Source organism: Hydrogenophaga sp. L310, from assembly GCF_055703065.1.
On the sequence record NZ_JBVPZA010000001.1, the window covers coordinates 199,280 to 219,719 of the forward strand.

Consider the following 20,440-nt stretch of genomic DNA (forward strand, 5'->3'; position numbering starts at 1 on the left):
GGCGTGGTCTCCGGTTCAGGCTTCGGTGCCACGGACATTGCGCGCCGTGCCGTTGCGCTTGTCGCTTTCGCCCCAGGCCATCCAGCGGTCGGGCTCTCGGGTGTCACCCACCTTGCGCCAGCGACCTTCCTGCTGGGCGGTGATGGGGAAGCCACCCACGAAGTCGATCATCCGGCCCTTCGGGTCGGGCAGGAACTCCCATTCCTCCTTGCCTTCCAGCACGAGGCGCGCGTCTTCGGCGAACCAGCCATCCTTTTCGTGGCGCACCGTGCCCTCGGTGTCGGTGGTGCAGCGGATCTCGCCTTTTTCATTCTGGAAGATGGCGTAGCCCAGCTTCTCGTGACCGACCAGGAAGGAGCCCACATCCCAGCTGCCGTCCTTGTAAATGGTGGCGAAGTTCCACCAGATGACGTGCATCTTGTTGTTGACCACCAGGTCCTTGTGCATGTGGATGGCGGCGCCTTCGGCCATCCAGGCCTGGTCCAGCGAAATGATGCCCTTGACCTGTTTGCCCTCGCAGGTGCCCTGCACGTCGTAGAGCTGCGCGACGTAGAAGGTGCCCCAGTCCACACCCGGCAGGTACCACTGCATGCCGTTGCCGATGAGCTTGCCGGTGAGGTCGAACAGGCCTTCTTCCTTCCAGCTGAAGTCGGTGCCCGAGGCGGTCAACCGCCAGGGTTGGCCGGGTTCTTCCGGGTGGCTGGACCACCAGGCGGTGTCGCCATCGAGTCCGCGCGCCGGGAACATGGTGAGCGCCCGGGGGGCGATATTTTCCTTGTCGATGCGGATGTTCTTTCCGTCCAGGCGGGTGCTCTGGTAGATGAACTTGGTGGGGTTGGGCGTGCTGCCCGGCGCGTTGAGGGCGCGCACCATGGAGTAGATGTGGCCGTCTTCGTCGCGCACGCTGCCGAACGGCATGTGCTTGGTGAGCTTGAGGCCAAAGTGGTCGCGCAGGTCAGCCAGCTGGGCGCCGCTGACCTTTTGCGGGCCGACCAGGCACTGGTAGCCGAAGTCGGAGCGCTCGGGGATGGTGTCAAAAGTTCGCATGATCGGATGGGCCTCGCTCAGTCCCAGATCACGTGCACGCTTTTGGCACCGCGCAGGTGGGCGCCTTCGATCTTCGGCGCGGGTTGCTCGGGGTCGAGCCGCACATTGGGGAAGAGATCCAGGATGCCGTTGATCGCGCAGTTCAGTTCGAGCTTGGCCACAAACTGGCCAATGCACATGTGCGGTCCGAAGCCGAAGCCGAAAGACGGTTTCTGGCGGCGGTCGATGTCGAACACGTCCGGGTTCTCGAAGGCGCTTTCGTCGCGGTTGGCTGATGCGACCATGCACTGCACGAACGAGCCCTTGGGGATCAGGACGTCGCCGATCTGCACATCGGCCGAGGTCTCGCGCACCTTGAAGGTGGAAGAGGGTTCGAAGCGCACGGCTTCGTCGATCAGCTTGGACACCAGGGCGCGGTCGTTGCGCACGCGGTCGATCAGGCCGGGGACGGTCAGCAGGAACGTCATCGCGGCGCTGAAGGTGCGTGTGGTGGTTTCGCCGGCGGCGGGCAGCAAGGAGCGGGCGAAGGTGGCGACCTCGTGGTCATCCAACTGGTGGCCTTCGTATTCGGCGTTCATCAGGCGGGTGATCAGGTCGTCGCCCGTGGCGCCCTCGGCGCGGCGCCGCTTCACCTGTTCCATCAGCGCGTCGTACAAGCTCTTGACGGCAATCGCGGCGATGCGCCGGCCTTCTTCGGCCTTGGCCTTGTCCAGCTGGTTCGCCGCCAGCATCGACAGCGCCCAGACCGCGTATTGGTTGTACTGATCGGGGTTGTCTTCCGGGAAGCCGACAAGGGCGTACATGGCACGCACCGGGAAGTTCAGGCCCATTTCCATGAGGTCGGCTTTTTTGTTGGGCAGCAAGGGCATGAGGAAGTCCTCGCGCGCGACCCGGTCGATCTTCGGGCGCCACTTGTTCACGTTCTCGGGCATGAAGGCCGGCTGCAGCAGGGAGCGCACCTTGCGGTGGGCATCGCCGTCCATGCCGAGGATCATCAGACCGTCCCACACCTTGCCCATGCCTTCCAGGATGAAGCCGCTGGTGAAGGTGTTGGCGTCCTTGAGCACGTTCATCACGTCCTGGTACTGGAACACTGCGTAGGTCGGTTTGGTCTGGAGCCCCGCGTTGGTCGGAACCCCCAGGAACTTGGCGATGAAGTCTCCTTCGTAGACGCGTGTGGTCTTGCGCATCTCGCGGCAGGCGGCGTAAAGGTCGTCCGTCTTGCCGCGGTACAGGTCGGACACGCTGGCATAGGCGGCTTCGAGCTTCTGGGCGTTTTCGGTGGTGGTTTTTGGGGCGGTACTCATGGAGCGTCTCCTTCAGGGTTGGAAGTGGGTTTCGAGGCAGGGGATGGCGGACTTACTTCAGATAGCGTTTCACGCGGCCCGCCGCGATGCGGCCGGGCAGCCCGTTGATGCCGCCACCGGGATGGATGCCCGCTCCACCGAAGAACAGGCCCTTGACCGGCAGCGTCTCGCCACCCAGCCCGAAGGCGGGGCGCATGAGACCGGTTCGCGAGGCGCCGGTGTCGATGTGCACCACGCAGCCGTTGGGCACGTTCAAGCGCCTCGAAAAGTCTGGCGCGGCCTCCGCGCGCCGACCGATCTCCAGCGCCTTGAGGCCGGGGAGGTAGGCCTCCGTCTGGTCGATGACCGTTTGGGTCACCTGGTTGCGGATGGCATCCCATCCTTCGCGCGGTTCCAGTGGCATGGCGATCGGGTACAGGTACGCAATGTCCTGGCCCTCGGGCGCCTGGGTGGGATCGACCGCGCTAGGCGCCGTGGCCCACAGGTAGGGCAGCTGGGACACTTCGCCGCGGGCGGCGCATTTGAAGTTGTCGAGCACCGCCTCCACGGTGCCGATCAGCAGCACGCTCTTGCGCAGGCTCAGCCCGTCGCTGCGCAGGGTCTCGTGACGGCTCGCGCGCACCTGACCGCTGAGCGCGATGTCGATCTTCATGGGCGAACCGCCATGGCCGTTGGCGGGGGCCAGATCGACCCGCGTCAGGTAGCGACGCTCGACGGCGCCGGGCGTCACCATGTGCAGCGCCACTTTGGGGTGCACCGCAGCGATCACGCTGCGTGATTTCAGCACCTCACCACTGGCAAGACGGACACCTTGGGCCTCCCCGTTGTGGGCCACGATTTCGGCCACGGGCGCATTGAGCCAGATCTCGCCGCCGAGCTCGGTCAAGCGCGCCGCAAGCGCGTTGGACAGCGTCTGCATGCCCCCCACGGCGCGGCCCAGGCCAAAGCGCTGGATGAAGCCCAGCAAAGCGAAATACACGCCGGTGGCTTCCCCCGTGATCGGGCCGGCAGCGCCCAGCAGGCAGCACAGGGCGGACTGCGTCACCGGGTGCTCGAAGCGTTCCATGATCGAGGTGTAGGCGGGGCTCCCGATCAAGCCCATGAGCTCCGGCTTCATGTGCCGGTTCTTGATCAAGACCTTGAGCGCCTGCCATTTCGCCCCCAGGTTCTTCTGCGCCGGATCGACCCGCATCATGGGGATCGCCAGGTCGATGAAGGTGTTCACCAGCTTCATCAGGGCCAGGAATTCCGTGGCGTCTGCTTCGCTGAAGCGGCGGATCTCGGCGGCGGTCTGCTCCGCACTGCGGCCGAACACCAGCGAGCTGCCGTCCGGGTGCAGGTACACATAACCGGGGTCCATTTCGGTCTGGCGAAAACCATGCCGTTCCAGCTGCAGTTCGAGCGGCATCATGGGGTGCACGCGCAGCGACATCAGGTCCAGCGCGCAGGGGTGCACCAGGTGCTTGGGCGCCTCGGGGATGAGGTAGCCCGACGAGGCCATTCCGCCGACTTTGGCGAGGGATTCGAGCACGACGACCTTGCGGCCCTCGGCGGCGAGGTAGCAGGCAGAGGCCAGTCCGTTGTGGCCTCCGCCAATGACGATGGCGTCGTAAGGGGTGTTCGTGCTCATTCAGGTTCCAGTGGGAAAGGGGCAGATTCGCGGAAGGGCGGATTCAGACGGGGTTGACCGGCTTCCACCAGTGCAGGTGTTCGGAGGCGCCTTGCAGCAGCTGCCAGGCGGAGTCGACGGCGCGGCGCGCGGCGGGCCGCTTCATGCCCAGGCCCAGCAGCAGCATGACCACGGTCTCGCGGATGCAGGCACCGTCGAGCTGGCCGGTTCGGGATATGCGCCTGGCCCCTTCGATGCTGGTGCCGATCACCAGGTCGAAGGCGGCCTCGATGGCGCCGAATTCAAAGATGCCTTGATCGCGCCCACGGTTCAGGCTGCGGTACACCTGCTGGCGCCGGGGATCGTCGCCGCTGATACGGTCGACCATGTCGGCGTGCGAAATGATGGCGCCGTGAGCAGGGTCCATGGCTGCGCGAGCCAGGGCCATCAGCGGGCCCGTGGCCAGCATCACCGCGCCATCCTCCAGCGGTCCGAACAGGCGGTCGTAGCTGAGCAGCATCTCGCTTGCGGCGCTGTGGCCTATCTCGGTCAGCACCTCGTCCAGCGTGTCGAAGTACTTGTAGAAAGTGCCGCGCGAGACATCGGCCGCACGGATCACGTCGTCGATCACCGGGCGGCGTCCCCCGGTGCTCTGTCTATAGACATCCATGGTCGCTGCGATCAGGCGCTCCCGCATACGGGCACGGCGCTCGCGCGCCACGCGGTGGCGGTGATCGGCTTCAGGCTGTTCGACCTCAGGTGGTTCGAGGTGGACCGGGCGGGCGTTCATGGTCTTCGGGTGGCGCGGTGGATGTCTTGAGCTGAACCAGGTTCGAGTCCTGCTGGAGCAGGTCGAGTTAATATTGAACAGATATTGTGATTGTGATCATATTAAAACCAGAGTGACATAGGTGTTTACTATGATTCGTTGCAGGTTTACCCGCTTGTGGTTTCGTGTTAAGTAGTGCAGAATTTTGAAAACTGTTCATAAATAAATCGATGTCCTACGCGCCTGTGAAGGCCGGGCAGGAAGCCTGAAATGACCATCACCACCACCACCAGCAGCCTTGAGAAGGCCTTTGCGGGCGTCGCAGACAACTACCGGGGTTCTGATGTCGACCTCAACGCGGTGTACGTGGCCATGCGCCGCGACTCACCCGTGATGGAAGGTAACTTCATGGCGGGGCTCGGTGTTCCCAACATCGCGGGGCTGGACGCGAAGCGCCCCACTTTCACCGTCTTCAAGTACCGCGATGTGATGGCCGTGCTTCGGGATGCGACCAACTTCACCAGCGGCTTCATCGCGGAAGGGCTGGGAGCTTTTTTTGACGGCCTGATCCTGACCGGCATGGACGGTGAAGAGCACCGCAAGGCGCGTGCGTTGCTGCAGCCGATCTTCATGCCCGATGTGGTGAACCGTTGGAAGCCGAAGATGGACGCCATCGTCCGCAACGAGTACCTGCTGCCCCTGGCCGCCAGCAAACAGGCCGATCTGATGGACTTCGCGCTGCACTTCCCGATCCGCCTGATCTATTCGCTGATCGGTTTCCCGGAGAACGATCCTGAACGCGTGAAGCAGGTCGCGGCGTGGGCGCTGGCGATCCTGGCAGGCCCTCAGGTCGATCCTGAAAAGGCGGCCCAGGCGCGGGGCGCGGCCATGGAAGCCGCCAGGCAGCTTTACGACGCTGTCAAGGAAGCGGTGGTTCAGGTGCGAGCCGCGGGTGCGACGGGCGAGGACCTGATCAGCAGGCTGATCCGTGCCGAGTACGAAGGGCACCAACTCGACGACCACGAGATCACCACCTTTGTGCGATCGCTGCTGCCAGCCGCCGGAGAAACCACCACGCGCACCTTTGGTTCGCTGCTGGTGTTGCTGCTGGAGCGCCCGGAGCTTCTGGAACGCGTTCGCAACGACCGCAGTCTGGTCGGCAAAGCGATCGATGAGGCGGTGCGGTTCGAGCCTGTGGCCACCTTCAAGGTGCGTCAAGCCGCGCAGGATCTGGAAATCGGCGGCGTGAAGATCCCCAAGGGCGCCATGGTGCAGGCCATCGTGATGTCGGCCAACCGCGATGAAGATGCCTTCGAGAACGCGGACCAGTTCGACATCGACCGCAAGCCCAAACCTGCGTTTGGCTTTGGCTTTGGCCCGCACATGTGCATCGGCCAGTTCATCGCCAAGACCGAGATGCAGGTGGCGCTCAATGCCGTGCTGGACCTGATGCCCAACCTGCGGCTGGACCCCACGAAGCCCGCTCCCAAGATCACCGGGGCGCAGCTGCGGGGGCCGCATGAACTGCATGTGGTCTGGGACTGAACTTTCATGAGAAATTCGCTCCAGATATCCCGCCGACATCGGCCGGTTGCGAGTGCCTCGCATGGCCGCCGAGCATGTCGAATTCAAGCAGGCAATGATCAAGGCCGAGGATTCCTGGCCTACCTGGGCGTGCCCGAGTTCAAGACCGTTTGGGACCTGGATGCGGCACGCCTGACCCAGGCGGTCCGGCGCATGGGCAAGCTCGAATAAGGCATACCGATGGACCTGGGGATTGTGGGCCGAAAGGCCATCGTCTGCGCTTCGTCGCGGGGGCTCGGGAAGGCTTGTGCCGTGGCGCTCGCACGCGAAGGCTGTCGGGTGGTCATCAATGGCCGCCACGCCGACACGCTGCGTGCGACCGCTGCGGAGATCGAGGCGATGTCGGGCCGGCCACCTGAGGTGGTGGTGGCGGACGTGAGCACCGATGCCGGGCGCACGGCGCTGCTGGCCGCCTGCCCGGCGCCCGACATCCTGGTGACCAACAACGGCGGGCCGGCGCCCGGTGAGGCCGGGCAGTGGGACCACGCCACCTGGATCGACGCCGTCGAGGGCAACATGCTCAGCGGCATTCTGCTGATTCAGGCGGTGGTGCCCGGGATGCGGGAGCGCCGCTTCGGGCGCATCGTCAACATCACGTCGGCCATGGTGAAGTCACCCAAGCTGATGCTCGGTCTTTCCACCGCTTCGCGCGCGGGCCTGACCGCTTTCTCGAAGGCGATGTCCAACGAGGTGGTGCGCGACAACGTCACCATCAACAACCTGCTGCCCGAACGCATCGAGACCGATCGCATCCAGTACATGACCGGTCAACTGGCCGAGCGGAGGCAGATGTCCCTGGAACAAGCGCGCGCCGAACTGCTCAAGCCGGTCGCCGCCAGGCGATTTGGCCGGCCCGAAGAGCTGGCGGATGCCTGCGCGTTTTTGTGTTCGGCGCAGGCGGGCTACATCAGTGGCCAGAACCTTCAGGTGGACGGCGGCAGCTACGAAGGACTGATTTAACGAAGCGGAGCAGATAGTGTTTTCCAGTCTTCGGGCGGCGTTTCGGTTTCCGCAAAATCCAGTTCAACTTCAACGCCGTTGGGGTCGTTGAAAAACAGCTGCCACGTCCTGCTCGCGCCCGGCGAACGGATCAACCGCAGTTGCACACCGTGCAAACGCAAGCTGGCGACGGTATTCGTCAGTTCTTCGGCCCAATAGGCCATGTGGTCGAGCGCACCCCGCCGTGGCGTGGGCATCTGATTTACCTCCACCACGTGCAGGACGGGGTGGTCGTGCACGTAGAGCCAGAGCCCGGGCACCGGGAACGGGGGCCTCGGGCCCTCGCGCATGCCGAGCAGGTGGACGTAGAAGCTGCGGGTGGCCTCCAGCTGGTCGGTTACGATGGTGAAGTGGTCGGGGCGCTGGATCACAACGGGCTCCTTGGAACATGCAGGTTCACGGAACAGGGGTATGCGGTGAGGTGCGTTCATGCGCTGGAACGGTGAGCGGTTCGACGAAGCTGCATCACCAACAGGAAGCCCGCGATGCCCAGCAGCCCCGAGACCAGAAACACCTCGGCGTAACCCCAACCCGAGGCGATCAAGCCCATCAACGGTCCGGCAAGGCCCACCGCCAGATCGAAGAACAGCGACAGGGCGCTGAGCGCCGCACCGCGGTTGGCAGGGGGTGTGCGTTCCAGGGTCTCCACGCCCAGACCCGGGTAGACCCAGGACACACCGATGCCGGTCAACCCGGCACCGAGCATCACCAGCTCGGGCGATGGGGCCTGCCATATCAGCAGCAAGCCTAAGCTCTGGACGAGCATGCACACAGCCACCACCCGGTAGCCGCCGAACCGCGGCAGCAAGTTGGGGGTGGCCAGTCGGGCGACGATGAACGCCACACCGAAACTGGTCAGGCAGTAGGCGGCGTTGTCCCACCCAAGGCTGTTGAAATAGAGCGCGATGAAGGCGGTGAGACCGCCAAAACCCACGGAGCTGCAGGCCATGGCGATGCCGTTGGGCATGACCGCCAGGAACACATGGTGGAACGGTTGCCGGGCGCCCGACACGATGGGTGCCGCTGGTCGGGTCGAGGCGAACAGCAAGGCCAGAAGGCCGAGCAGGGCGGTGCTCAGTCCGATGCCGATCAGGTGCGTTCCATCGCGAACGAGCACGCCCAAGGGGGCACCCAGCGCGGTTCCGCCGTAGGCGGCGATGCCGTTCCACGACATCACGCGGGCCGTGTTCTGGTTGCCGTACAGGCCGATGGCCCAGGTGCAACAGGGTGTCGATATCAGGGCAGAAGAGACGCCCAGAACCACTCGTCCCGCCAGCAGCAGCCCTGTGCCGAGCCAGAGTTGGGCATGAAGAAAGATCGCGAGGCTGGTCAACACCCCGCTGAGCACCAGTCCGCCGAGGCCGTACAGCACCACGCGTTTGGAACCCCATCGGTCGGCCAGCTGACCCGCCAGCGGGCGCGACAACAAGGTGGCCATGTATTGCACGCCGATCACCAACCCGGCAAACACGGGACCCAGGTTCAGGTCGTTCAGTACATAACCGGGCAGCACCGCGAGCGGCAGCCCGTTACAGACGTAGGACGCGAAGTTGAAACAGACAATGGAAACGATCCCGAGGTTGATCCGCCCGGGAGATGCCGCTGGTTCGCTCATGTGGGGGCCTCGGCCGCGACCGAACCCTGATCGGGGGGTGATCGGGGGTTACTGCATGGCAGGCAGGCGCACCACCATGCCGTCCAGCGCGGCGGTGACCATCAACTGGCAGGACAGCCGGCTGTTGGGCTGGCGGGGCTCGCCGGTGCAGTCCAGCATGGCGTCTTCGGTGTCACCCACGGCGGCCAGGTGATCGGCCCAGGGCTGCTCCACGTACACGTGGCAGGTCGCGCACTGGCAGGCACCGCCACAGTCGGCGTTGAGGCCCGGAAGGCCGTTGGCCAGCGCGGCTTGCATCACGCTGGTGCCTTCGGCGACCTGCAGTTCGGTTTGCTTGCCGTCGGGGGTGATGCAGATGATGTGTGGCATGGGTGTTTCCTGAAATAAAGGGGGAGTCACAGCGATCGGCTGATGATCTCTTTCATGATCTCGCTGGTGCCGCCGTAGATGCGGGCCACCCGGGCATCGACCCAGGCGCGGCTGATCATGTACTCGCTCATGAAGCCGTAACCGCCGTGCAGTTGCAGCAGCTCGTCAAGGATTTTTCCCTGCATCTCCGAGCCCATGAGCTTGCACATGGCGCCGACCTCGGCGCTGAGTTCGCCCCGCATCGCTTTCGCAAGGCAGTCGTCGACGAACACGCGCAACATGGTGGCCTGGGCCTTGCATTCGGCGAGCTTGAATTTGGTGTTCTGAAAGTCGAACACCGTCTTGCCGAACACCTTGCGGTCGCGCGTGTACTGGACCGTCTGGTCAATCAGGGACTCGATCGAGGCCGCCGCGCGGATGCCGATGATGGTGCGTTCCCAGGCAAGTTGGTGGGTCAGGTACTTGAAGCCCTGTCCCTCTTCGCCGAGGCGGTTCTCCAGCGGAACCGACACGTTGTCGAAAAACAGCTCGGACGTGTCCTGGCCCTTCAACCCGATTTTTTCGAGCAGGCGGCCCTTGGAGAAACCGGGCTGGTCGGTCTCGACGCAGATCAGCGTCAGCTCTTTGGCGGCGGGGTCCAGCTTGGTGGCCGTCACCGCCAGGTCCGCGTTGCCGCCGTTGGTGATGAAGGTTTTCTGGCCGTTGATGGTGTAGCTGTCGGCGTTGCGCACGGCGGCGGTGCGCATGCTGCGCAGGTCGCTGCCCACGCCGGGTTCGCTCATGGCGATCACGCCCACCATCTCGCCGCTGACCATCCTGGGCAGCCAGCGCTGCTTTTGCGCTTCGGTGCCGTAGGCCACGATGTAGGGCGCCACGATTTCCGAGTGCGTGGTGAAGCCGACCGCGGTGGCGTTCACGCGTGCCAGCTCTTCGATCATCACGGCGGAATGGCCGAAGTCACCGCCCGCGCCCCCGTAGGCTTCGGGCACCGTGGAGCACAACAAGCCGGCTTCGCCGGCCTTGATCCAGAGGCTCTTGGGCACGATGCCCTCAGACTCCCAGGTGTGCAGGTGGGGCACGATTTCACGGTCAATGAAGCGGCGGGCCTGTTCACGGAACTGTTCGTGGTCTTCGCGGAATACGGGGCGCATGGAAATGTCCTGGCTGTGGGTTCTTGCCATCAACGGCCAGTGAACTGCGCAGGGCGCTTGTCCAGAAAGGCGTTGACGGCTTCGAGGTGGTCGTCGGTGTGGTGGGCCAAGGCCTGGTAGGCGGCCGAGAGTTCCAGCAAGGTGTCGAGGCGCACATGCTGCCCTTCTCGCAGCAGTCGCTTGGTCAGTCGCAGTGCATGAGAGGGGTTGAGCGCGATGCGCTGGGCCAGCGCTTGCGCTTGAACCATCAACTGGTCGGCCGGCACCACTTCAGCGACCAACCCCCAGGCGAGCGCCTTGGCCGCGTCGATCATGTCGCCGGTGAAGGCCAGCAGGCTGGCTTTGGGCATGCCGATCACGCGCGGCAGCAACCAGGCACCGCCGTCGCCCGGCACGATGCCCACCTTGACAAAGCTCTCGGCAAACAGGGCCTTGTCGCTTGCGATGCGGATGTCGCACATGCAGGCCAGGTCGAGGCCCGCGCCAATGGCCGGGCCGTTCACGGCGGCGATCACCGGCACGTCGAGCTCGTACAGCGCCAATGGAATGCGCTGGATGCTGTCCCGGTAACTGTCGCGCACCTGGTAGGGGCTGCCGGCGAAGATGCCGCCGCGCTGCTGCATGTCTTTCACATTGCCACCGGCGCAGAAGGCGCTGCCTTCGCCGGTCAGCACCAGCACCTTGATGCTGTGGTCGCTGCGGATCTGTCGGCACAGGTCCACCAGTTCGTTCATGTGCGCCGGATCGGTCAGGGCGTTTCGGGTCTCGGGCCGGTTCAGGCGCGCCGTCAGCACGGCGCCTTCGCGCTCGATCAACAAGAAAGGGGAGGGGGTCTGCTGGCTCATGGTGTGTCCGTCCGGGGTGAGGTCAAGGCGGCCAGTTGGCCACTGGTGACGGCAGGCCACAGCGAGGCAGCGCCACCCTGGGCCACCGCCCGGCCCAAGCGCTGGGCCCAATGGCCCAGGTTGCCGAATTCGCTGCGCCAGGCCCAGAGGCGGCGGGTGCCCAGCTGCAAGGCGTGTTCATGGGTGAAGCCAATGGCGCCGTGCACCGCGTGTGCCATGGCGGCCACCGTGCCGGCGGCTTCGGCGCCGCAGACCTTGGCCGCAGCGATCTGCCAGGCCGCCAGTTGCTCACCCGACTCGGCGAAAGCGGCCTCCGCACTGACGATGGCGCTGCCGGTCTGCTGCGCCATTTGCGCCAGCTGGTGCTGGATGGCCTGAAACGCGCTGATGGGTTTTCCGAACTGCACGCGCTCCGTGGCGTAACGGGTGCTCAGGTCCAGCGTGGTTTCGAGCGCGCCGGCCATCTGGGCCGTACGCAACAGGGAGCCGCCCCACCAGAGCACATCGTCACTCAAGTGCCTGGGCAGGGTCGCGGTGGCGATGGGGACTGCGTTCTTGAAACTGAGGTCGTCGCGCGGTTCGCCGGCGGTGTTGCGTTTGGTGCTGATCTCGGCGTCGCTGCGCGCCAACACCACCAGCGTGGTTCTTTCGCCAGGGATGACGGCCACCACATGGCTCACATCACGACCCCAGGGCACATCGAACAGAACGCCGTGGACGCGTGTGTCTGCGGGCGCGACCCAAGGCATGTCATAGAAGGCCCCGCTGGTGGCCGCATGGTCCAGGCTCAGCGTGCTCCGCATGGCGATGCCCAGCGGTTCGTTGCGCGCCTCCAGGCCACACTGGCCCAGCAGCCAGTTGGCCAGCATGGTCTCGGGCAGGGGCAGCGGCAGGTTGTGGCGCCCGGCGGCCTTCACGACGCCGTACAGGTCGCCCCAGGTGGCGTCGGACCCGCCCAGCGCTTCTGGTGCGGCGGCCACGGCAAAGCCCGATGCTTCGATGGCTGCCCACAGTTCTGTGGGCCAATGGCCCGCCTCGCAGCGGCGGATCAGTTCCGGTGTGACCAGATCGGCCAGCAGCCGCTCGATGGTGGATTCAAACAGTTCGCGCATGGTGTGTTCTCAACGCAGTCCAAGGCCACGGGCAATGATGCCGCGCAGGATTTCGCGTGTGCCCCCACGCAGCGAGAAAGAGGGCGCCATCTGCATCAGGGCCGCCAGCACCTGCGCGTGGTCGCTGCCGCCGTCCACGGCGGGCGCCACGTCCAGCACCTGTTGGGCGAGCTCGGGAATTTCCTGCTCGAACGCGGCGCCCAGGTCCTTCAGGCAAGAGGCGGCCCAGGCCGGGTGGCCGCCTGCGGCCAGCTCGGCCGTCACCGCCAGCGACATCTGGCGCAGCACCACCAGGCGGGCACTGAGGCGTCCCACAGCGTTGGCCTGCAAGGCATCGGGTCGGGGGCCGACCGCGTCGATCAAGGTGTGCAGCAAGGCAATGCTGCTCAGGAAACGCTCCGGTCCGCTGCGCTCAAAGGCGAGCTCGGCGGTGACCTGTTCCCAGCCCTGGCCCTCGGTGCCGATCAGGGCATCGGCGTCCAGCCGGACGTTGTCGAGGTAGACCTCGTTGAAGTGTTCGCCCCCGGCCAGATCGCGGATCGGGCGCACCATGACACCGGGCGCCTTCAGGTCGATGATGAACTGCGACATGCCCTCGTGGCGCGCGGCCTTTTCGCTGGTTGGGGCTCCCGTGCGCACCAGGGCAATCATGTAGTGCGCATGGTGGGCGTTGGTGGTCCAGACCTTCTGGCCCGTCACCCGCCAGCTGCCGTCGCCGGCCGCTTCATCACGAACCGCGCGGCTGCGGATGGACGCGAGGTCGGAGCCCGAGTTGGGCTCGCTCATGCCAATGCAGAAATAGACCTCGCCTTTGCAGATCCCTGGCAGGTATTTCTGGCGCTGGGCTTCGGTGCCGTAGCGCAAGATCAATGGGCCACTCTGGCGATCAGCGATCCAGTGTGCCGACACGGGCGCTCCGGCGGCGAGCAACTCTTCGATCACGACGTAGCGGGCCCAGGGACCTGCATCGTGCCCGCCGTACTCGCGCGGCAGGGCCATGCCCAGCCAGCCTCGGCGCCCCAGCTCACGGCTGAACGCCGGGTCGGCACCCATCCACGAATCGGCACGGCGAAGGGCACTGCGGTCCTTCAGCGCGGTGGCCAGAAAGCGCCTGACATCGGCACGGAGCGGCTCGGCTTCTGCAGGTACGCGGTGGTATTGAAAAGATGCAAGCGCCATGGGATGCCAGGTTTTCTGGGTGAGTTCGGGTGCGGTTTACAGCGCGGTCTGGGCGTCGGCGGCGGCAAACATCCGGTTGATGTCGCCCGAGGTCACCGGTTTTTCCAGTTCACGAAGAGGTGCCGCGCCGCCCATGCCGCAGGCTGGCTCGATGCTCACGTGTTTGGCTTGCGCTTTCAGCGCCCCGACGGTGCAGTTTTCGCGACCCAGGATGGAGAAGGGGTCGTAGGAAAACTCGCGCATCGTGTTCAGGTGCGTGATCTTGTTGATGATCTCGTCGCTCAGGTGGCCGGCCTGTCGCCAGAACACATCGGCCGATTCTGGCCAGGTGCAGTCCGAGTGCGGGTAGTCGCATTCCCAGCAGGCCATGTCCACGTTGATGGAATCCAGGTTCTTCAGGCCAAACGAGTCTTCGATGAAGCAGGTGATGATGTGCTTGTTGAAGATGTCGCTGGGCTTTTTGCCGTCGAAGTTGGAGTTGGTCCAGGCGTTGTGGTGGTTGTGCGTGAAGTCGGCGCGCTCCAGCAGGTAGGGAATCCAGCCGATGCCACCCTCGGACAGGGCCATGCGCAGTTTGGGGAATTTCTTCCACATGGGTGCCCAGATCCAGTCGGCGGCCGAGTTGGCGATCGAGATCGGCATCGAGGTGATCCATGCGTCAATCGGAGATTCGTCCGAAGCGTGGGCGGCTTTCGCACCGGTACCGATGTGGCAGCAAATCACGACGTCGTTGTCTGCGCAGGCCTTCCACAGCGGGTCCCAGTGGCTGTTGTGGATGGAGGGGTATCCATGCACGGTGGGGTTGTCGGAGAAGGTCACCGCATGCACACCCAGCTTGGCCATGCGTGCGACTTCGGCGGCAGCGGCCTGCATGTCGAACCAGGGCACCATCATCAGCGGGATGAAGCGGCCGGGGGCAGCGTTGCACCAGTCCTGCAGGTGCCAGTCGTTGTAGGCCTGGATGGCGGCCAGTGAGACACCCCGGTCGTCGTAGCTCTGAAACCGCTGTCCAGCGAAGCCAGGGAAGGTGGGGAAGCACATGGAGCCCAGCACGCCGTTGGCGTTCATGTCGTCCACACGGGCCTTGATATCCCAGGTGCCGCGGCGCATCTGTTCGTAGCCCAACGGCTCCATGCCGTATTCCTCTTTGGGGCGACCGACCACTGAGTTCAGGCCCATGTAACCCGTGGCCTTTTCTTCGAACACCCACACATCACGGCCCTTGTGTTGTTCGACATGGGGCTCTCGCCCCTTGTACTTCGCGGGCATGTGGCGTGCAAATGCGTTCGGCGGTTCAATGGCGTGGTCGTCAACGCTGACGAGGATGAGGTCTTCGAGTTTCATCATGTCTCCTGTGGGTGGTGATCTGACCTGATCCAGAGTGAATCGGGTGTTTGGGCAAGTGGTAGATGCTAGATCAAAATATGAACAAAATCAATAAAACTGTTCATATATGACTTTGATTTGTGGTTGAACCTAGGGAATACACCTAGGCATGAACTTTTGCTCAAGTCTGCCCGTCATTCACTCTTTCCCGAAGCCTCATCCCCTGGGAGATCCGCGTCATCCTTCTCGGTGGGGGTGAGGGGCTTGACCAATGGCTGATCGCCTTGGGCGGTGTGCGTGGATGACCGAAGGACAGATGCGACGACCTCAGAAGTTGTGCTGCATCCCGATGTCAAAACCCGTCTTGTTGGATACCGCGACTTGATCTCTTGCGACGTTGGCATAGAGGAATGTCCGTTTTGACAGGTCGTGGTTGTAGCCAAAAGCGAACTTTTTGTTCAAAACTTTGCTGGCCGTGTCGTTCTTCAGTTGTCCGTACGCGATCTTGAGTCGGCCGGACTCTGTTTTCATGGCAGCGCCCAGCATGTAGCTTTTGCGCTTGTTACCTGTGTTGTCATCGCCTGTGCCGAAGCCAGCGGAGAGCGTCCATGCACCCATCGCCGCGCGAGCGGCAAGGAAACTCCATACATCGTTGATTCCGCCGGGATTCTCATGGCTGAAGGCCAAATAGATGGGGCCTGCCTTGTAGTCAAGGTGTGCGCTGAGTGGCCGATCTTCAGCCGCCGGGGCTGGCAGCGTGGTGCTGTTGGGATTCACCGCCGAGGCTGACTGGACCGAGAACCCGAAATCACCGAGCTTGTGTTTGTAGGTGATGGCGCCGTCGTTGCGGACGGTACCAATGCCACCGGTGCCGATGGCGACCATAGAAGAGACGCCTGTATGGATGAATGGATCTGGCGTGATCTGACTTTCTAGATAGCCCGCCACATAGTCTCGCCCGAGAGCCACGCGGCCCCAACCCCCTTCGATTGCAAGGATCGCCTGTCCTTGGAAGAACCGGACAGCAGTCAGCTCGCCGCTGTTGGACCGAAACCGGTTCTCGAGTGCAAAGGACACTTTCATGCCCTGACCAAGGTCTTCGACCCCCCTGAAACCGAAACGACTTTGAGCGCCTTCTCCGAGGACGGTCTTTTCTGACCCAATCGCGCGAACCAGTCCAGAGTCAATTTTCCCGAACAAGGTGACACTCGATTGTGAGAACGCGGTGGTTGAGGTCAGCGCCAAGATGGCCAGAGAAAGAGGTTTGAAGGCGTTTTTCATGCTTTTTCCAAGTGTGTTGTTGACGTTATTCAGGTTGAATGCCGGCGGCCCGGATGATCTGTCCCCACTGTTCGCGTTCTTTTGCCTGGTACTTCTCAAGCTGTCCCAGCGGTTGGATGAACTCAAACGTGCCAGATGCCTTCATCGCGGCTTGCACCGCTGGAGTCTTGTTGGCCTGCACCAGCAAGGCGTACATTTTTTCCACCACTGGCTGGGGTGTCTTGGCTGGCAAATAGGCCGCCAGCCAGAAACTGATATCCATGCCTTGGATTCCGTTTTCTTGGAAGGTTGGCAGGTCTGGCGCGAGCGGGCTTCTGACGTCAGCAGTCACGCCCAGTGACTTGAGTTTTCCGGAGCTGACAAAGGTCCACGCTGAAAAGTCGGTGAACATGAAGTCAATCACACCGCTCATCAGGTCCGGCATCATTGATGCACCACTTTTATAAGCAGCTCCCACCACCTTCACCCCTGCGGTCTGTTGCAGCACTTCCGCCGGCAATCGGCTGGTGATACTCGTGTATCCGAACGTGAACTTTCCGGGATCGCTCTTGAGTTGCTGAAGAAGTTCCTTGGCTGAACCCGCCTTGACCTTGTCCGGATTGGCGTACAGGTACATGGGGCCTTTGGAAAGCGTCGTCAAAGGAACGAAGCCGTTGATGGGGTCGTAGGGCAAGGACTTGATCACGTGCGGGTTACCGGTGAATGCCACATTCCCCGAAATCAGCAAGCGGTATCCATCCGGCTTCGCAGATCCAACAAGTTGGGCGGCAATTCCGGAGCTGCCACCCGGGCGGTTTTCTACAACCACAGGCACCCCCGCTGCTTTTGACAGCTCCGTGGCCAGTGCGCGGGTGTAGACGTCCGGTGCGGAACCCGCAGTGAACGGGGCCACGATGCTGATGGGTCTTTCTGGAAATTCGGCTGCAGCCGAGGCCCCAATGCCCAGAAGGAAGCACGTCAGTGCGAGCGCCTTGGACAAGGTTTGAACATTTTTCATTACATCTCCATGTTGAATAAAGAATTGAATTCTGTATATAGAATAAATTGGATTTTGGGGCTGTTGTGCTCGCATGAGAATTGGGGTTGACCCTTGGTCCTTTGTGTGCTTCCGCAAGGAAGCGCGTTGACAGGGTCGAGGCGCGAGAACCGTCGACCCAGCCGAATGCGGCGCCTCGGTGTTTTCCCTTAAGTTGCACACAAAGAGCCAAGTTGGCTCTATTTGGCTTTGACGCGTAGCGATCGAATTAGTACACTTTTCGAAAAAGTGGATAGAAATATTTCTAAGCCACAACCGTCCTGCCCGCCGAGGACCTTGCCTTGGAGACAATATGAGCCCTGCAACTTTGACTCTCACGATGGTTCTGAGCTTGGCCGTGGTCGCTGCCGCGCTCTGGCATTTCAGCGTGGAGGCTGGTCATCAGACCGCCCAGATCGACCCTGCACACCAACACCTTTCCACGCCCTTAAGCCATGTGTGGGTGGTGATCTCCCCAGGGTTCCGATGAATCCGACGGGCCCGCGAGGCCCGGGCCACTGATAGGGCGTCGAGGGTCCGCCTTGTGTCTGCCTTTGCAAACCACTTCATCGCAAACAACGAAGGTACCGAGATGCATCACCTGCCCCGGCGTCAATTTCTGGGTCTGGCGGTCAGCGTGTTTCCCGCCTTTCTCCCCGCTGTTCGTGCCCAAGAGGTCTGGCCGACCAAACCCGTCTCGATCACCGTGGCCTACGCTGGCGGTGGCGCCATCGACGGGCTGATTCGCTTCTGCACCGAACAAATCAAGAAGCGCCATCCCAACATGGTGTTCGTGATCGAGTACAAGCCCGGCGCGGGTGGAAACATCGCCGCCGAGGCGCTCACCCGCATGAAGGGCGACGATCATCAGTTCTTGATGACGGGCTCATCAACCCACGCAGCCAACGTCAGTCTGTACAAATCGCTCCCTTTTGATCCGGACAAGGACTTTGCGCCGATCGCCTCGATGGCCACCGTTCCCTACATCCTGGTGGTCAATCCCACCCGTGTGCCGGTGACCACGTTCCAGGAATTCGTCGCGCATGTCAAAGCGCGGCCGGGGCAGCTGAACTACGGGAGTTCCGCCATTGCCGGCCGGATGGCGGGTGAAATCCTGAAGCAGCGCACAGGCCTTCAGGCCACTTTTGTGCCCTACAAGGCCTTGCCACAGGTGGTGGCCGATGTCGTGGGTGGGCACCTTGACTTCGCGTTCGGTGACCCACAGGGGTACCTGCCGCACGTGCGCTCAGGCCGCCTGCGTGCGCTCGCCGTGACGACGCGCAGCCGGATATCTGCTGCCAACGACATCCCGACGCTCTCGGAACTGGGCGTTCCCGATTTCGACGTGTCCGCCTGGTTGGCGCTCTATGGCAAGGCGGGGACCCCGGCATTCGCTGTGCAGCGGTTCAACCGGCTGATCAATGAGGTGCTGGAGTCGCCCGAGGGCCAGGCCTTCATCACCGGCATTGGCCTTCAGCCTCTTCTCGGCACGCCCGAGCAACTGGCGGCCATGCAAAAACGGGACACGGTGGCGTGGGCTCAGGCCATCCGGGCGGCTGGCATCACGCCGGAGTGACCATGCTGGAAAGGGCTGGCCCGGTCAGCGCCACGTCGGTGCTGGACATCGATCCCAGCTACCTGTGCGACGGGGCGCTGGGTTTCTGGCAGATCGCAGAACGCCACCCCAAGCGCATGGCGATCGTGGACGCAGACGGCAGCACCACCTTCGGCGAAATGCGCCTGCGGGTGGATCGCCTCTCGAAGGTCCTTCGCGCCTGCGGTGTGGGCGTCGGCGATGCTGTGGCGGTGATGTTGCCGAACACCCGTGAGTGGCTGTGCAGCGCATTGGCCATTTCGCAGATCGGGGCCTACCTGGTTCCGCTGAACTGGCACTTGACCGCTGCGGAGCTGGCCTACCTGCTGTCCAACAGCCACAGCCGGGCCTTGATGGCCGATCACCGCTTTGCCAGTGCGGCCCGTCAGGCCGTTCAACTGGTTGGGTCGCCGCCGCAGGCATGCCTCGCGGTCGCAGGCAGCATCCCGGGTTTTCTGGATCTGCAACCGCTGTTGGATGGACAGTCCGATGGCCCGCCCGATCACCGTCTGGCGGGCAGCGTGATGTTCTATTCGTCCGGCACCACGGGCCATCCCAAAGGCGTTCGGCGGCCGCTCACGGGCTGGATGCCGGAAGAAGCCCTGGCCCGGACCTTGCCAAGGTATTCGGCCATGTTTGGTCTGTGCGCCGGCGACGGCGTGCATCTGGTCTGCACGCCGCTCTACCATGCCGCGCCCGGCTCGCGCGCGGTCCAGATGCTGCACCTGGGGCACCGCGTCGTGCTGGTCGAGAAATGGGACAGCGAGCGTGTGCTCGCCCTGATCGAGCGCGAACGGGTGGACAGCGTCCAGCTGGTGCCGATCCTGTTCCATCGCTTGCTTCAGCTGCCCGAGGCGGTCCGCCGCCGGCACGACCTGTCGTCCCTCAAGGTGGTGATCCACGCGGCGGCGCCTTGCCCTCCCGACACCAAGCGCCGGATGATCGAGTGGCTCGGCCCCATCCTCCACGAGTACTACGCGTGCAGCGAAGGCGGGGGCACGTACGTCAGCAGTGACGACTGGCTCCGGCACCCCGGAACGGTGGGGCGTCGCTACCCATTCAGCAGGCTGTCCATCCTGGACGACAACGGGAATGAACTCCCCGTTGGCGAACCCGGGCTGATCTACATGAACGACGGCTTTGACTTCGAGTATTTCAACGACCCGGAAAAAACCCGCGCGGTCAAACGGGGAGACATGTTCACCGCAGGCGACCACGGCTACCTGGACGAAGCAGGCTGGCTCTACCTCTGTGACCGCCGTTCCGATTTGATTCTGTCCGGCGGCGTCAACATCTACCCAGCCGAGATCGAGGCCGTGCTGATGCAACACCCGGGAGTGACCGACGCCGTGGTGTTTGGCCTTCCCGATGCCGAATGGGGCCAGACCGTGTGCGCACTGGTGGATCCGGGCGAGCAAACGTCAGCGCACGCACTGGAAGCATTGAAGGCCGAATTGATCGGTTACTGCTCGCAGCATCTGGCGTCGTTCAAACGACCCAAACACCTGCTGTTGGCACACGTTCCTCGTACCGATGCAGGGAAGGTGGGCCGCGCAGCCGCGCGACAGGCGCTGCTGGATGGGCGGTTGAAGCCGTTGGCGGGTGCCTTGCCAGCGGCCTCCATGGCGCCTTGATTCG

At 63.4% G+C, this 20,440-nt stretch carries 18 protein-coding genes; 4 read left to right on the forward strand and 14 right to left on the reverse strand.

The window, feature by feature from the left end; genetic code table 11:
* Window positions 1–15 precede the first annotated feature (15 nt).
* The 4 genes from AC0GNO_RS01020 to AC0GNO_RS01035 are packed head-to-tail and all read right to left on the reverse strand — an operon-like array spanning window position 16 to window position 4,753.
* Window positions 16–1,047: a hypothetical protein gene (locus AC0GNO_RS01020; RefSeq protein ID WP_472902632.1), complete on the reverse strand. Its 1,032-nt coding sequence runs from the start codon at window positions 1,045–1,047 to the stop codon at window positions 16–18.
* A gap of 17 nt (window positions 1,048–1,064) precedes the next feature.
* Window positions 1,065–2,354, reverse strand: coding sequence for a cytochrome P450 (locus AC0GNO_RS01025; RefSeq protein WP_472901390.1), 1,290 nt, complete (start codon window positions 2,352–2,354; stop codon window positions 1,065–1,067).
* 52 nt (window positions 2,355–2,406) lie between these two features.
* Complete coding sequence (locus AC0GNO_RS01030) at window positions 2,407–3,984, reverse strand: phytoene desaturase family protein (RefSeq protein WP_472902633.1); 1,578 nt, start codon at window positions 3,982–3,984, stop codon at window positions 2,407–2,409.
* Between the two features lie 43 nt (window positions 3,985–4,027).
* Window positions 4,028–4,753: a hypothetical protein gene (locus AC0GNO_RS01035; RefSeq protein ID WP_472902634.1), complete on the reverse strand. Its 726-nt coding sequence runs from the start codon at window positions 4,751–4,753 to the stop codon at window positions 4,028–4,030.
* A 249-nt stretch (window positions 4,754–5,002) separates the two neighbouring features.
* On the opposite strand from AC0GNO_RS01035, the gene AC0GNO_RS01040 reads away from it, so the two are divergent.
* Both AC0GNO_RS01040 and AC0GNO_RS01045 read left to right on the forward strand, forming a co-directional pair.
* Window positions 5,003–6,277: a cytochrome P450 gene (locus AC0GNO_RS01040; protein ID WP_472902635.1), complete on the forward strand. Its 1,275-nt coding sequence runs from the start codon at window positions 5,003–5,005 to the stop codon at window positions 6,275–6,277.
* Between the two features lie 219 nt (window positions 6,278–6,496).
* Window positions 6,497–7,276 carry an SDR family oxidoreductase gene (locus AC0GNO_RS01045; protein ID WP_472902636.1) on the forward strand — a complete coding sequence of 260 codons (780 nt, stop codon included), beginning with the start codon at window positions 6,497–6,499 and terminating at the stop codon, window positions 7,274–7,276.
* Here AC0GNO_RS01045 and AC0GNO_RS01050 read toward each other — a convergent pair.
* From AC0GNO_RS01050 to AC0GNO_RS01095, 10 genes are all read right to left on the reverse strand, one after another.
* Complete coding sequence (locus AC0GNO_RS01050; protein ID WP_472902637.1) at window positions 7,273–7,686, reverse strand: VOC family protein; 414 nt, start codon at window positions 7,684–7,686, stop codon at window positions 7,273–7,275. The genes AC0GNO_RS01045 and AC0GNO_RS01050 overlap by 4 nt on opposite strands.
* 56 nt (window positions 7,687–7,742) lie before the next feature.
* Entirely contained in the window at window positions 7,743–8,930 is a 1,188-nt protein-coding gene (locus AC0GNO_RS01055) for an MFS transporter (RefSeq protein ID WP_472902638.1), read from the reverse strand.
* 48 nt (window positions 8,931–8,978) lie between these two features.
* Window positions 8,979–9,299: a 2Fe-2S iron-sulfur cluster-binding protein gene (locus AC0GNO_RS01060; protein ID WP_472902639.1), complete on the reverse strand. Its 321-nt coding sequence runs from the start codon at window positions 9,297–9,299 to the stop codon at window positions 8,979–8,981.
* Between the two features lie 26 nt (window positions 9,300–9,325).
* On the reverse strand, window positions 9,326–10,450 hold the full coding sequence (locus tag AC0GNO_RS01065; RefSeq protein ID WP_472901382.1) for an acyl-CoA dehydrogenase family protein: 1,125 nt from the start codon (window positions 10,448–10,450) through the stop codon (window positions 9,326–9,328).
* A gap of 29 nt (window positions 10,451–10,479) precedes the next feature.
* Window positions 10,480–11,295, reverse strand: coding sequence for a crotonase/enoyl-CoA hydratase family protein (locus AC0GNO_RS01070; RefSeq protein WP_472902640.1), 816 nt, complete (start codon window positions 11,293–11,295; stop codon window positions 10,480–10,482).
* A complete protein-coding gene (locus AC0GNO_RS01075) occupies window positions 11,292–12,407 on the reverse strand; it encodes an acyl-CoA dehydrogenase family protein (protein ID WP_472902641.1) in 1,116 nt (371 codons plus the stop codon). The genes AC0GNO_RS01070 and AC0GNO_RS01075 overlap by 4 nt, the downstream gene beginning before the upstream one ends.
* 9 nt (window positions 12,408–12,416) lie before the next feature.
* Entirely contained in the window at window positions 12,417–13,586 is a 1,170-nt protein-coding gene (locus tag AC0GNO_RS01080; RefSeq protein ID WP_472902642.1) for an acyl-CoA dehydrogenase family protein, read from the reverse strand.
* 36 nt (window positions 13,587–13,622) lie between these two features.
* A complete protein-coding gene (locus AC0GNO_RS01085; protein WP_472902643.1) occupies window positions 13,623–14,930 on the reverse strand; it encodes an amidohydrolase family protein in 1,308 nt (435 codons plus the stop codon).
* A gap of 309 nt (window positions 14,931–15,239) precedes the next feature.
* Window positions 15,240–16,193 (reverse strand): porin, encoded by a 954-nt coding sequence (locus AC0GNO_RS01090; RefSeq protein ID WP_472902644.1) that lies wholly within the window; start codon window positions 16,191–16,193, stop codon window positions 15,240–15,242.
* 25 nt (window positions 16,194–16,218) lie between these two features.
* The gene (locus AC0GNO_RS01095; RefSeq protein WP_472902645.1) at window positions 16,219–17,190 is read right to left on the reverse strand and encodes a Bug family tripartite tricarboxylate transporter substrate binding protein; all 972 of its coding nucleotides are present in this window, start codon (window positions 17,188–17,190) and stop codon (window positions 16,219–16,221) included.
* A gap of 610 nt (window positions 17,191–17,800) precedes the next feature.
* On the opposite strand from AC0GNO_RS01095, the gene AC0GNO_RS01100 reads away from it, so the two are divergent.
* Both AC0GNO_RS01100 and AC0GNO_RS01105 read left to right on the forward strand, forming a co-directional pair.
* The gene (locus AC0GNO_RS01100; RefSeq protein WP_472902646.1) at window positions 17,801–18,784 is read left to right on the forward strand and encodes a Bug family tripartite tricarboxylate transporter substrate binding protein; all 984 of its coding nucleotides are present in this window, start codon (window positions 17,801–17,803) and stop codon (window positions 18,782–18,784) included.
* A 2-nt stretch (window positions 18,785–18,786) separates the two neighbouring features.
* Window positions 18,787–20,436: an AMP-binding protein gene (locus AC0GNO_RS01105; protein ID WP_472902647.1), complete on the forward strand. Its 1,650-nt coding sequence runs from the start codon at window positions 18,787–18,789 to the stop codon at window positions 20,434–20,436.
* The last annotated feature ends 4 nt before the right edge of the window (window positions 20,437–20,440 follow it).

Excerpts from the sequence above, each read along its gene's own strand:
- AC0GNO_RS01020 (WP_472902632.1), bottom strand. The coding sequence starts at position 1,047 with ATGCGAACTTTTGACACCATCCCCGAGCGCTCCGACTTCGGCTACCAG.
- AC0GNO_RS01025 (WP_472901390.1), bottom strand. The coding sequence starts at position 2,354 with ATGAGTACCGCCCCAAAAACCACCACCGAAAACGCCCAGAAGCTCGAA.
- AC0GNO_RS01030 (WP_472902633.1), bottom strand. The coding sequence starts at position 3,984 with ATGAGCACGAACACCCCTTACGACGCCATCGTCATTGGCGGAGGCCAC.
- AC0GNO_RS01035 (WP_472902634.1), bottom strand. The coding sequence starts at position 4,753 with ATGAACGCCCGCCCGGTCCACCTCGAACCACCTGAGGTCGAACAGCCT.
- AC0GNO_RS01040 (WP_472902635.1), top strand. The coding sequence starts at position 5,003 with ATGACCATCACCACCACCACCAGCAGCCTTGAGAAGGCCTTTGCGGGC.
- AC0GNO_RS01045 (WP_472902636.1), top strand. The coding sequence starts at position 6,497 with ATGGACCTGGGGATTGTGGGCCGAAAGGCCATCGTCTGCGCTTCGTCG.
- AC0GNO_RS01055 (WP_472902638.1), bottom strand. The coding sequence starts at position 8,930 with ATGAGCGAACCAGCGGCATCTCCCGGGCGGATCAACCTCGGGATCGTT.
- AC0GNO_RS01060 (WP_472902639.1), bottom strand. The coding sequence starts at position 9,299 with ATGCCACACATCATCTGCATCACCCCCGACGGCAAGCAAACCGAACTG.
- AC0GNO_RS01065 (WP_472901382.1), bottom strand. The coding sequence starts at position 10,450 with ATGCGCCCCGTATTCCGCGAAGACCACGAACAGTTCCGTGAACAGGCC.
- AC0GNO_RS01070 (WP_472902640.1), bottom strand. The coding sequence starts at position 11,295 with ATGAGCCAGCAGACCCCCTCCCCTTTCTTGTTGATCGAGCGCGAAGGC.
- AC0GNO_RS01075 (WP_472902641.1), bottom strand. The coding sequence starts at position 12,407 with ATGCGCGAACTGTTTGAATCCACCATCGAGCGGCTGCTGGCCGATCTG.
- AC0GNO_RS01080 (WP_472902642.1), bottom strand. The coding sequence starts at position 13,586 with ATGGCGCTTGCATCTTTTCAATACCACCGCGTACCTGCAGAAGCCGAG.
- AC0GNO_RS01085 (WP_472902643.1), bottom strand. The coding sequence starts at position 14,930 with ATGAAACTCGAAGACCTCATCCTCGTCAGCGTTGACGACCACGCCATT.
- AC0GNO_RS01090 (WP_472902644.1), bottom strand. The coding sequence starts at position 16,193 with ATGAAAAACGCCTTCAAACCTCTTTCTCTGGCCATCTTGGCGCTGACC.
- AC0GNO_RS01095 (WP_472902645.1), bottom strand. The coding sequence starts at position 17,190 with ATGAAAAATGTTCAAACCTTGTCCAAGGCGCTCGCACTGACGTGCTTC.
- AC0GNO_RS01100 (WP_472902646.1), top strand. The coding sequence starts at position 17,801 with ATGCATCACCTGCCCCGGCGTCAATTTCTGGGTCTGGCGGTCAGCGTG.
- AC0GNO_RS01105 (WP_472902647.1), top strand. The coding sequence starts at position 18,787 with ATGCTGGAAAGGGCTGGCCCGGTCAGCGCCACGTCGGTGCTGGACATC.